Source organism: Sphingobacterium prati, assembly GCF_013167215.1.
Classification (GTDB): domain Bacteria; phylum Bacteroidota; class Bacteroidia; order Sphingobacteriales; family Sphingobacteriaceae; genus Sphingobacterium; species Sphingobacterium prati.
Map to the genome: position 1 here is coordinate 811,080 of NZ_JABJWY010000034.1, position 12,669 is coordinate 823,748.

The following is a 12,669-nucleotide window of genomic DNA, read 5'->3' on the forward strand; positions in this document are numbered from 1 at the left end:
TTAATTTTCAACGATTGATCAACCTGAGTGCTCTATTGAATTTTATTATATTAGCAGAACGGACGACATTGACTAAAAAACACTATATGACAACGACATATTTATTACTATCCGCACTAACCCTACTAACATTCATTGGCTGTGGGCAGCCAAATTCAGCTGTCTCTCAAGCAAAATCAAAGGGCCAGACGACAACTGAACATGCCGAGCAAATACCGTTAATTAATCCGGGCGGAATGACCGTCAAAACAAGAATTTCGTTGCCTAAGGGTTTTGAAAGACTCCCTTATACCACAAAAGAATTTGGCAGTTTTCTGGAAAATCTTCCGCTATACCCTATAGACCATGACGTTCGTTATTATAATGGAAAAATTAAGCCCAGAAACAATATCTACAATAGCGTTATCAAACTGGATATTGGTAAACGCGACCTACATCAATGCGCCGATGCCGTAATGCGCTTACGTGCCGACTACCTCTATCAGCAAAAAAGATATCAGAACATTAAGTTTAACTTCCTGTCGGATGGAAAACCGCGCAGCTATGGAAACTATGTCAAAGGAGACTATTCTTATGCAAAATACTGGAAATACATGGAGTATATCTTTGCCTATGCCAACACAGCTTCTTTACATGATGAATTACCAAGTGTAAAAACAACAAAAGAGGTCAAAATCGGAGACACTTTCATACAGAAAGGCTCCCCCATTGGGCATGCCGTTATTATCGTTGATCTTGCAATAAATAAGGAAGGAAAAAAAATTGTGCTGCTTGCTCAAAGTTATATGCCAGCACAAGAAATCCAACTCTTGAACAATTGGAATAACCCAAAACTGAGTCCTTGGTACGATATTGACAAAGATGTGATCAATACCCCGGAATGGACTTTTTATGCCCGTAATCTGAAAACCTGGAAATAGTTGTCTTATCCGGCAAATGCCGTTAGCCTGTTTTTGAGCAATTAGAATCCGGTACTTTTCTCTATACTAAGTATTAGGTTCCGTTTAAAATTTAATAAAAGATATTTTTGTCTTTTATTAAATTTTCCTATTTTTGCTTTCGATAGTCATTTGCAAGTGTATCCTATCAGGGAGTTATAACAACCTCCAAAAGAGGTAAAATCACATTTCAGTTTTTTTTAAAAAAATAAAAGACAAAAAGGTATTTAAATATTTTATTATGATCACCGAAACACAGAAAGATCTAATCAAAGGAACCATACCCCTTCTGAAGGAGCATGGTGTCGCGCTAACCAGTCATTTTTACAAACGCATGTTTACGCACAACCCTGAGCTTAAGCATATCTTCAATATGGGCAATCAGCAAAATGCGAAACAACAGACGGCCTTGGCTACGGCTGTATTGGCCTATGCAGAGCATATTGACAATCCCACGGTACTCTTATCAGCCGTCAAACACATCGGACAAAAGCACAGTAGTCTCAACATCCGTCCCGAACACTATCAGATCGTGGGTAAGCACCTGTTGGCTTCTATCGGTGAAGTGCTGGCTGATGCGGCTACAGAAGAACTTATAGAGGCATGGAAAGTAGCCTACTTTCAATTAGCTGACCTGATGATTGGCATCGAAAAAGAGATGTATGATGAAATGATCCAAAATGAGGGGGGATGGACAGGCTGGAAGCCGTTTAATGTTGTTAAAATCGTTTCAGAGACCTCAGAAATACAATCGATTTACCTGGCACCGACCGACGGTGGCAAAGTTCCCGCACATAGCGCCGGCCAGTATGTAAGCGTGCGTGTATACTTACCCGAACTTCAACTTTATCAACCGCGACAATATAGTTTGTCCGATGCCAGCAATGGTAAATACCTTCGCATCTCTGTTAAAAAAGAAACTCCTTCCGGAAAACCCGAAGGACTGGTCAGCAACTACCTACACCAGTACTTTCAGGTAGGAAAGCAGCTGGAATTGACAGCACCAACCGGTTCTTTTAACCTAATGGAGAATGAACATCCACATGTGTTTATCAGCGGTGGAGTCGGGCAGACTCCATTGATAGCGATGCTCGAACAACTGGTCAATGCTAAGGGACGAAATACAGTCACCTGGATCCATGGCTGTAGAAGCAGCGATTTACATGCGTTTAAAGAAAGGCTTAGGACACTGGAAGCACAACACGAGCATATCAGCTGCTTCTCCTTCTATGATGAGCTCCAAGAGAGCGATAACAGCAATTTAAAGGGTTGGGTAGACCTCACTAAAATAGATCCGGATCATCTGCCGCAAAAAGCCAACTATTACTTATGTGGCCCTTCAGGTTTCATAGCGAAGCATTTTCAGTATTTAACTGGCCGGGGTATCGGAGCCGAGAATATTCATTTTGAAGAATTTGGTCCTGCTTCACTACAGCTCGGTTAAGTGGATAGTTATGGCCATCCGTAAATTTTCCATGAATTGCGGATGGCTATTCTTGATTTTGTACCTTTGTGGAAAAGCAAGGACAGATTATGGGTATTTTTTCCAAAACATGTGAATACGGTCTCCGGGCAGTTTTTTTTATCGCACAGCGTTCGCAAGAAAACAAACGCGTCGGTATCAAAGAAATTGCCGAAAATATCCATTCCCCTGAAGCATTCCTTGGGAAAATCTTGCAGAATTTAAGCCGCGCAGGCATTATTCGTTCCATGAAAGGCCCTGGTGGCGGATTTTATCTAGATACTTCAGATATGTCAACCCCGTTGTCCGATGTAGTCAAAGCAATTGATGGAGAGAACCTCTTTGTTGGCTGTGGGATGGGCCTGGAGTTCTGTTCAGAGCAGTATCCCTGTCCGTTACATCATGAATTTAAAAGCATTCGCAATAACCTCTCCGAGATGCTTCAAAAAACAACGGTCGGTCAATTCAACGACGACCTCATTAAAGGAAAAATTCTGCTGACAAAATCCAAAATCGCCCCCAATAAACATCGCTAAAACTGAGCTCAAAAGCTGGGCAAATAGCTCCACAATAGTATACTTTTCACCCTATTATAGAATATTTCAAGCGATTTCAAGCACTTGAAAAATGCTTCTTAGAGGGCTTTATCGGATGTAACCATTAATAAAGAATAGCTTTATATAAAAAACATAATTATATTGAAATAAAGCAAGTTAAACACAATTAACACTCTTAAAATAGCCGTTTTACTTTTTATCAAACCTGCACCTGTGGCAATAGAATCATTTGATCTGATCCCTAAAATGAGCTCTTTGAGAAAGACCTCTATCCCATACCTATGCTGAAAAACCATTGCCAGTAAAAAGCTGTAAACGATACAATAATCAACGATGCCAGCTTCTGTGAACACAAATTTTGGCAGATAAATAAAAAAAGAACCCTTCAAAACCAGCGTTTCTTATGGGTTAAAATAGCCCATATCGTGCTGACTCAAGGTCAAGATAGCGTCTTTTAAATTTTCCCGGACCTAAACTTATAATTGCACAATAAAATATTATTATTATTTTATACACAGAACTTTATAAATTTTATTTAAACAAAAGAACAATATAAAAAAACCAGAAAAATCTGTTCATTTTTATAGAAAAAAGATATGGATAAAATTTTATCCATATCTTTTTTCTATAAAAATATTCTGGGAGCAAACTGGGAGAGCAGGGATACGCAAGCGTAAAATACCGCTCGTCCATCAAGGAAAGCCACCGGCACCATTTCACTTTGCCCAGCTTTCTTTACAATACGTAAATGTGTACGATGTAGATCAGCAAATTACAAACATGGACCGTAACTGGATCGGAAACCCGCACCCTGATTTTTCCTAAACTTTGAATCGCACTGCTTTATTTGATTTGCAAAAGGAAATCTTCAATACCCCAAGATCGCATACTGCCTTCCCCGAGCCTGCCTTTGATTTCACGCTATTTTTAAACGCTACAAACACTTGAATTTGCAAAAGGAATACCCGAACACCGGCCCATACAAAAGATGGCTTAAAACCTTTCCACAGCTCTATGACATCCAAAAATATTTTTCCTAAGCAAGTCGTGCGGCTGGCCAACTCCTACTGTCAATCATTCCATGCTAAATTTTACAGCCGCAGTTAACATCATTTTTTTGAATATTAGCGAACAAGTCCTTTCTTGTCCTTCCGGGCATTGTAGTCCATAACTTGCGGGATATCTCCATCAGTTGCTTTTGGACACGACAGCGACTGTATACAGCAGCGACAATAAAGCTATCTATAGCTATCAATAAAAGTACAGAACTCAAAAAAATTAAATATAACAAACTACAAAATAGAAATATAATCATATTTATATAAACAATAATAATACATGAAAAAGACGAATTACAACCACAAAGTACCCGCTAGACAGCTGATCATGTCAGAATTTTTAGATTCAGAAATAAGCAAACAAGCCCGCTTCTTACTATCTTTATACCAACATTAATTCATTACATGTATAATTACACATCTGACAATATTCTATTTCTACAAACCGAGATAAGGAAAATCTGCAAAGTCCGCAATGCCATTATTGGACTATTTATAACGATGTTTCTTCTTTGCTATGGCTTCTTCTTCTATGTTTTTTTGGATAAGTGGACAGCTGCCTCAGATAAACTGACATTTTTTTACAAGTCACTCCCCCTCTTGAGTACATTGTTCGTTTATTTCGGAGTACTATTCGGCGGGCTCAGCTGGGTCGTTTACGCCAAAAATCAGAAATTTATTATTGCCCTACGAGGTCTCAATAGCCTTGACCTTGATATTTGATATTTATCAGCGGTACACCCGAAGACTTGTCCGTATCTATGCAACTATTGCGCCGTACCTTTTTCAGGAGCATGAGCTTGTATTTTTTGCTTTTTTTGGAAGTAAAAAAATTCCGATCAGTCAACTTCACCGTATAGAAACCAGGATTATTAGGAACCACCGTGGCCCGAATAGTTTCCGCGTCTATTTTTACAATGAATTCTTCAAGATTCATCAGGTGACAATGAACCAAAGAGGTGCCTTTGATTTTCTACAGGAACAGCTTTTGGAGGAAAATCCGAACCTCAGCATCATTTCTAAAAACCATTAAGTTCCTTACACACAGTCTGCGTGTAAAAAGCAACCCTCCACCCTACCCTTCGATATAGCGGCTATAATCTCCTGATTCGGCGACCAGCTTGATGATATGATTACGCTCTTCAAGAAATCGCTTCATATAACGTGTAAGGAAAGACCATTCGGCAAACCGCCCCAAAGGACCTAGTGGCGCCCTAAAATTAAACACATCCCGCATCAGCACGCTACCATCAGCCTGCTCTTCGAAAAGATGCTGATGATCCATCGACTGAAATGCTCCCTGTATCATTTTGTCTTCGAAAAAAAAGGGCTTTTCCATTTTTGTGATCTGCACCGTCAACGTTTGATATACACCCAGATGTTTTGCCCGCCACTGAACGGTCTGCCCCGCTTCGATCAGTCCACTAGTAACACCAGCTATCGCTTTCTCCTGTGTCTTGCCAGTCGAATACATATGTAAGTCTATACTACGGGCCAGATCAAAAACCACCTCTATAGGCGCATTTAAAAAGGTATCTAATACAAGTGTTGGCATAAAATCTTGCTATCGGTAAATTCGGAACAAATTTCGTAAAAAACATGAATTTCTTGGAAAGAGTCTAACAATTATCTAATTTAACCCTTCAATCTAATATCAATAACAAGAAGACTATGATCACATTGCTTCCATTTGAAGAAGCTGACTTTGACCGCTTCAAATCCTGGATCAGATCTCCGGAAGAACTCCTGCAGTTCGCAGGTCCATATTTTTCATTTCCAGTGACTGATGAACAATTAAAAAAGTATATTGACGATCCCAAACGCCGCCCCTATAAAATTGTCAGTACAGAAACACACAATGTTATCGGACATTGTGAATTGAACTTTGAAAGAAGTATACCACGATTATCTCGCATATTGATTGCTGACAATACGGAACGAAATAAAGGCTATGGCAAGAAAACCATCCATGCGATGCTGAAACTGCTCTTTGTTGACAACACTTACGATCAGGCGGATTTAAACGTTTATGATTGGAACACAAATGCAATAAAATGTTATGAGGGTGTAGGGTTCCAGATCAATGAAGGTGTCACTAGCAAAACCTCAATCGGCAATGAAACCTGGATAGGCCTGAATATGCAGATCACCAAATCGAACTGGCTAGCCAAAACACAATGAAGAAGAAACGTTTTTTTAAGAAAGCCTTTATTACCCTGGCCTTGATCGCTGCTCTGCTCGGTTATTATGCCTGGCAGATCGAACCACACTGGGTCAAATTCGAACAGCTAAAACTCCCTATAAAAAACCTTCCTAGCAACCTTGAAGGGAAAACTCTCGTTCAGATTTCGGATATCCACATCGGTGACTATGTGAGTAAAGATTTTATCAAAAACAACTTCGCGAAAGTTGGCATAACACATCCGGACATTATTGTTTACACAGGTGATTTTGTCCGATTGGTCGACAATGCCCTGCCACTTCATGATCTAGACGAAGTCATACAATTAGCCCCAAAAGGAAAACTACAGACATTGGCCATCTTGGGAAATCATGATTATGGACGAGACTTTAAAGACGGTTCCGCAGCGGATTCAATCACTACACTGCTAAAAAAGTATCATATTACTGTTTTAAGAAACGAAACTGTGAATATAAATGGTCTACAGCTCTATGGTATGGACGACTATTGGGGAACAAACTTTGATCCTGTAAAAACTATGCAGAACTACGATCGTAACCATGCAAACCTTGTCCTCTGCCACAACCCCGATGTAGCTGATCTGGATGTATGGAACGGCTTTGAAGGGTGGATTTTATCAGGTCACACACATGCCGGACAAGTACGGATCCCATTTTGGGGCTCTCCCATTATCCCTGTCTCGAACAAAAACTACGATCAGGGTGTTAAAAAACTACCGGGCAACCGAACCCTTTACATCAACAGGGGCCTCGGTCACAGTATCCCTATCCGCTTTAATGCGCAACCTGAAATAACGATTTTCACGTTAACAAAGGGCTAAGATCTCGGATACAGCCGAGTTTAATGCTACGCAAACTGAAATTAAATCTGGAAGGATATACAGCCATTCTCAGCATTTATTTACACTAGCTCACGAATTGGTTGACAAGTTCAAAGCACAGAAGTATATCCTATAATTGAAAAATAGTGTTGACATTGTAATTAATTAGCAGATATAGGCCACATGACAAGAATCGAAACCAAAAGAACATGTAGTAATGGGCACAGCTTCTATAAGCGTACAGATTGCCCAACATGCCCAATATGCGAAAAGGAAAAGAACCTGAAGATGGTATTCTAGCTCTTTTAAGTAGCCCCGCTAGAAATGCGCTGTTAAACCATGGTATGATCAACTTGAAAAGCTGGCTCAGTACTCGGTGAAGGACCTACTGAAGCTCCATGGTCTTGGAAAAGCTTCCTTACCCCTGTTAAGTTAGGCTTTAATGGAAAAGGGATTAATTTTAAGGAGTAGGCTATTCTGTCAGTTGATAACAAAAAACAAGCCCTCGCTTGGCTTCCACATAGTTTCTGGCTATTAGAAGTGCTTGAGGGCTTTATAATTCAACGCTTTTAGCACAAGCGGAATCTTCGTTTACTAGTACTCAATCAAAACCTCAGTAACCTGAGCGCCTTGTTTAGCACTTTTGAATTTAAACTTCACTTTTTGGTTCAGGTTCAATTTCTGCCCGACAAGACGGTCATTGAAATAAATAGATTGTTGGGTCTCATTGTCCCTAATGAATCCGTAATTGGATTCTGCATTGTAATGGACAACCTTTCCGAAAGAATACTCATCCTGATGATTTGAACTCATGCTTGGACTCTCCCCTTCTTTCAATTTTATCGCAGGTCTGTCTGAGATATTCCCATGTTCATCAACATAAGCAAACAATTCTTCCAAAGATTTTCCTTTGTCATTGTTTGTTTTATTGAATTCTTTTTTCTCAATTTTGTGTTGTTTTTTGAGTAGTTTCTTTTTTTCTCGTTCTTTTTTGTTAAATGTAATTTGGCTTTTGCTCATTCAATATGGATTAAAAATAAAATGTTCCCGAGGAGGTTTCGGACCTTTAGAGCTTCGTTGAAAGATAAAAATGCGAGGTGTTCTAAGGAGATAATTGCAAAGGTACAAAAAAAATAGGAGAAATCAGATAGGTGCTTTTGCAATTATCATAGGATTGCCGGGCAAATTGCAGGCTATTTACCGAAGATATGAAAACTATCGGTTTTGATTGAATACGAATAACACTGCTCGATAACGCGGGTGAGTCCTATACCCCATACAATTTTCTGATCAATGAAGGCCAAAAAGCGTACGATCCTACTATAGTATAGCTATTGTTTGAGTTGCGGAATAAAAATCGAAAAATTTGATAAAACAAAAATATCTTTTGGACGTTATTTTGAAAAAAAACATTATGGAAGTAAAAAATATCGAAAGAGAAGACAAAGGCAATTTCATTGCTGAGGTGGAAAATAACGAAGCTGGAATTTTGGAATACACATGGCAGAGTGAGCGTGAATTCTCCATCGACCATACCGAAGTCTATGACGAATATCAAGGCATGAGTGTGGGCAAAAAACTCGTCCTTGAAGCTGTGGATTACGCACGGAAAAACGATGCCAAGATTATCCCAAACTGTCCATACGCAAAATCAATTTTTGAAAAAACGATTGCCTTCCAGGATGTATTGGCATAAAAAAGCCATCTTATCCTTGAGATAAAATGGCTTTTATTTGATAACGGAAAAAACTAAGCTACGATATTGATTATTTTCCCTTTGACAAAAATAATCTTCTTAATTGGTTTTCCATCCAGATGTCTTTGTACATCAGCATGCGCTCTGATCGTTTCTTCAACAGTTTGTTGATCTAAGTCCAATGCAAGTGAAAGATTGAACTTCATTTTACCATTGAAAGATACCGGATAGGCAAATTCAGACTCAACGAGATATTCCGGTTTAAACACAGGATAAGTTGCTTGCGAAAGTGTACCCGGCGCATTGCCTAACAAGTTCCACAATTCCTCGGTAATATGTGGTGCGTAGGATTGAAGAACGATGATAAGTTGCTCCAATACCTGGCGTTTATTGCATTTCAGATCAGTCAATTCGTTGACACAGATCATAAAGGCAGAAACTGAGGTATTGAAAGAGAAACGTTCAATATCATCCTCCACTTTCTTGATAATCTTATGCAGCGCTTTAAACTCAGCTTTTGAAGGCTCTGCATCAGATACGTTAAAATTACCTTCCGCATCATGAAACAGGCGCCATACTTTCTTTAGAAATTTGTAAACACCTTCAATACCATTGGTGTTCCAAGGTTTAGCCTGTTCCAATGGTCCCAAAAACATTTCATAAAGGCGTAAGGTATCGGCACCGTAAGTTTCGATGATATCATCTGGATTAACGACATTGAATTTTGATTTGGACATTTTCTCCACCTCACTGCCGCATATGTATTTACCATTTTCCAACACAAACTCTGCATTCCCAAAATCAGGCCTAAAATTTTTGAATTTTTCCAAATCCAATACATCGTTCGATACAATATTGACATCCACGTGCATGGGGATTGTATTGTAATCATTTCTCAGTCCGTAGGATACAAATTGATTAGTTCCTCTACCCTCTTCATCTAGTACACGGTAGACAAAATTTGAACGACCTTGAATCATCCCCTGATTGATCAGTTTTCGGAACGGTTCTTCCTCATTGTGATAGCCAAGATCCTTTAAAAATTTATTCCAAAAACGGGAATACAACAAGTGTCCAGTCGCATGCTCTGAACCACCAATGTATAAATCAACTGCTTTCCAGTAATCAACAGCTTCCTTAGAAGCAAAGTTACCCTCGTTCTTTGGATCCATGTATCTGAACCAATACCATGAAGAACCTGCCCATCCCGGCATCGTGCTCAACTCGTACTCGTACTGATCTTCATATTTCCAACCTTTTGCACGTCCTAAAGGAGGTTCACCTGATTCTGTTGGCAAGTATTTATCTACTTCCGGTAATAATAAAGGTAGTTCTTCCTCCTTAATGAGATAAGGTAAGCCATTTTTAAAGTAAACAGGTACCGGTTCGCCCCAATAACGTTGACGACCAAAAATCGCATCGCGCATACGGAAGTTGATCTTTGCTTTACCTAATTTCAATTCTTCGAGCTTCGCAATCAGCGCAGGCACAGCCTCTTGATAAGTCATGCCATTGATAAAATCGGAATTGATATATTTCCCATCCTTGTTCGGATCAGCCTCTTCCTCGATATGCTGTGTATCCGAAATCGGGATAATTTCTAAATTAAAATGTTTAGCAAAAACATAATCACGCTGATCACCACTAGGAACAGCCATTACTGCCCCGGTGCCATATCCAGCCAGCACATAATCCGCAATCCAGATCTGTACATCCCGACCCGAAATAGGGTGCTTCGCGTAGGCACCTGTAAAAGCACCGGATACTGTTTTGGTATCGGCCATACGATCCAATTCGGATTTTTTTGCTGTTTTCTCGATATATGCCTCAACTTCAGCTTTTTGTTCTGCTGTGGTTAATGCGGCGACCAATTCATGTTCGGGAGCCAAAACAACAAATGAAACGCCGAAAATGGTATCTACACGTGTTGTAAAAACTTCTATCGCAGTATCCAGCTGCGGAACGGGGAATTTTACCGAAGCGCCAACAGATTTACCAATCCAGTTACGTTGCATCTCAACCAAAGGTTCGGGCCAGTCAATGGTGTCCAAACCTTTTAATAGGCGATCAGCGTACGCCGTAATACGCATGGACCATTGCATCATCTTCTTTTGCTCAACCGGGTAGCCACCACGTTCAGATACACCATTGATGACCTCATCGTTCGCGAGTACTGTACCCAATGCGGCACACCAATTCACCGTACTTTCACGCAAATATGCAATCCGGTATTTTAACAACTCGCGTTGTTGTGTTTCTTCCTCAAATGATTTCCATTCCTGTGAAGTGAACTCCAATACATCATCGTCAGAAACTGCTTGAATAGCCGCCGAACCATTTGTGGAAAATTTTGCGATCAATGTATCAATTGGTTCCGCTTTATCCGTTTCCTTATTATACCAGGAATTGAATAATTTCATAAAAATCCACTGCGTCCATTTATAGTAAGCCGGATCGGAGGTTCGTACCTCTCTACTCCAATCATAAGAGAAACCGATATTGTCCATCTGCTCGCGGTAACGACTGATATTCACTTCGGTTGTAACCGCAGGATGTTGTCCAGTTTGAATCGCATATTGCTCTGCCGGAAGTCCAAAGGAATCATAACCCATTGGATGGAGCACATTGAAGCCTTTTAAACGTTTATATCTTGAAAAGATATCCGAAGCAATGTATCCGAGTGGATGACCGACATGTAGTCCCGCCCCAGATGGATAAGGAAACATATCCAACACATAGTATTTTGGCTTTTGATGCGTATCTGATGTTTTATAAGTTTGATGATCCGCCCAAAACTTTTGCCATTTTTTCTCTAATGATTTGTGATTATACTCCATTTTTGTTCGTAAGGAATTTTTATGACTTGCGAAATTACGATTTTAATACTGAAATGTGATAAAAGTTTTGTAGTTTGAACAATAAATTATAGTATTGAAAAGTTATTTAAACATAGGTAGAATACAAAATTCGAAATGATTTTTATCAAAGTAATTACAAGATAAATTCGAAATCTTCCGCTCAATTAGTTACTTTCGCAAATAAATTTTTGCTTATTATGTCAGAATACGAATTAAGCACACAAAAAAGAAAAACAAAGTCTGTATATGTTTCCACAGTGATCAGCATTGCCCTGGTATTGTTGGTGACCGGTATGTTAGGCTTATTATTGGTGCACGCTAAAAATCTTTCAAAGTACGTTAAAGAAAACATTGTCCTAAATGTCATTGTAAACGATGGCACTAGTGAGGGTGACGTACTCTCCTTACAAAAAGATCTTGAAAAAGATCCTTATGTACTTCGTTCGGTATATATCAGCAAAGAAATCGCTGCGAAAAACCTGAAAGAAGATCTTGGTGAAGATTTTGTGCAGTATCTTGGGCATAATCCATTATTGCCTTCCCTGGATGTCTATATGAAGGAAAATTACGCCAATACAGACAGTATTAAAACATTCATTGAAAAAATCTCTAAAAATAATAGAATAAAAGAGGTGGTTTATCAGGAATCGTTAATTGATATGGTCAATAAAAACGTTCGTATCATTGGAATGATTGTTTTAGCCTTTGCTGTTATTTTATTGATCATTGCTGTTGCCTTAATCAACAATACCATACGCTTGGCCATTTATTCCCAACGTTTCTTAATCAAAAGTATGCAATTAATAGGTGCGACCAAAAACTTTATTCGTAAGCCTTTTATCACTTACGGTATTATCCATGGTCTCCTTGGTTCATTAATCGCGATCTTATTGTTGATATTGACGCTCAAATTTGCGCAGCAACAGATACCTGAATTGGTATTTTTACGCAATTGGTTTGAATTTGCGGTTATCTTTTTGGGGGTTATCTTCATCGGAATTTTAATCTCAGGACTTAGCACCTACTTTGCTGTTACTAAATATTTAAAAGCGCAATCTAACGACTTATATAGATAAA

At 39.2% G+C, this 12,669-nt stretch carries 11 protein-coding genes; 8 read left to right on the forward strand and 3 right to left on the reverse strand.

Going from position 1 to position 12,669, the window contains the following annotated elements:
* Window positions 1-86: 86 nt before the first annotated feature.
* The 4 genes from HPC41_RS13640 (at window position 87) to HPC41_RS13655 (ending at window position 5,048) form a co-directional block, all read left to right on the forward strand.
* Window positions 87-920, forward strand: coding sequence for a DUF4846 domain-containing protein (locus HPC41_RS13640; protein ID WP_172394538.1), 834 nt, complete (start codon window positions 87-89; stop codon window positions 918-920).
* Window positions 921-1,179: 259 nt separating this feature from the next.
* Window positions 1,180-2,382 (forward strand): NO-inducible flavohemoprotein, encoded by a 1,203-nt coding sequence (hmpA, locus tag HPC41_RS13645; RefSeq protein ID WP_216660752.1) that lies wholly within the window; start codon window positions 1,180-1,182, stop codon window positions 2,380-2,382.
* Window positions 2,383-2,450: 68 nt separating this feature from the next.
* On the forward strand, window positions 2,451-2,936 hold the full coding sequence (locus HPC41_RS13650; RefSeq protein ID WP_343043830.1) for an RrF2 family transcriptional regulator: 486 nt from the start codon (window positions 2,451-2,453) through the stop codon (window positions 2,934-2,936).
* Between the two features lie 1,791 nt (window positions 2,937-4,727).
* On the forward strand, window positions 4,728-5,048 hold the full coding sequence (locus tag HPC41_RS13655) for a hypothetical protein (protein WP_172394539.1): 321 nt from the start codon (window positions 4,728-4,730) through the stop codon (window positions 5,046-5,048).
* A gap of 42 nt (window positions 5,049-5,090) precedes the next feature.
* Here HPC41_RS13655 and HPC41_RS13660 read toward each other — a convergent pair whose 3' ends face one another.
* Entirely contained in the window at window positions 5,091-5,570 is a 480-nt protein-coding gene (locus HPC41_RS13660) for an SRPBCC family protein (protein ID WP_172394540.1), read from the reverse strand.
* Window positions 5,571-5,686: 116 nt separating this feature from the next.
* Between HPC41_RS13660 and HPC41_RS13665 the strand changes: the two genes are divergently transcribed.
* The gene (locus HPC41_RS13665) at window positions 5,687-6,196 is read left to right on the forward strand and encodes a GNAT family N-acetyltransferase (RefSeq protein WP_172394541.1); all 510 of its coding nucleotides are present in this window, start codon (window positions 5,687-5,689) and stop codon (window positions 6,194-6,196) included.
* A complete protein-coding gene (locus HPC41_RS13670; protein ID WP_172394542.1) occupies window positions 6,193-7,038 on the forward strand; it encodes a metallophosphoesterase in 846 nt (281 codons plus the stop codon). Before HPC41_RS13665 ends, HPC41_RS13670 begins: the two co-directional genes overlap by 4 nt.
* Window positions 7,039-7,632: 594 nt before the next feature.
* On the opposite strand, the gene HPC41_RS13680 is transcribed toward HPC41_RS13670, so the two are convergent.
* Window positions 7,633-8,058, reverse strand: a complete 426-nt coding sequence (locus tag HPC41_RS13680) for a cold-shock protein (RefSeq protein WP_172394543.1) — start codon at window positions 8,056-8,058, stop codon at window positions 7,633-7,635.
* Between the two features lie 394 nt (window positions 8,059-8,452).
* Here HPC41_RS13680 and HPC41_RS13685 point away from each other — a divergent pair, with 394 nt between their 5' ends.
* On the forward strand, window positions 8,453-8,734 hold the full coding sequence (locus tag HPC41_RS13685; RefSeq protein WP_172394544.1) for a GNAT family N-acetyltransferase: 282 nt from the start codon (window positions 8,453-8,455) through the stop codon (window positions 8,732-8,734).
* Window positions 8,735-8,787: 53 nt separating this feature from the next.
* Here the strand turns inward: HPC41_RS13685 and leuS are convergent, their stop codons facing one another.
* Window positions 8,788-11,571 (reverse strand): leucine--tRNA ligase, encoded by a 2,784-nt coding sequence (leuS, locus tag HPC41_RS13690; protein WP_172394545.1) that lies wholly within the window; start codon window positions 11,569-11,571, stop codon window positions 8,788-8,790.
* Window positions 11,572-11,789: 218 nt separating this feature from the next.
* Between leuS and HPC41_RS13695 the strand changes: the two genes are divergently transcribed.
* On the forward strand, window positions 11,790-12,668 hold the full coding sequence (locus HPC41_RS13695; RefSeq protein ID WP_108632240.1) for a cell division protein FtsX: 879 nt from the start codon (window positions 11,790-11,792) through the stop codon (window positions 12,666-12,668).
* The last annotated feature ends 1 nt before the right edge of the window (window position 12,669 follow it).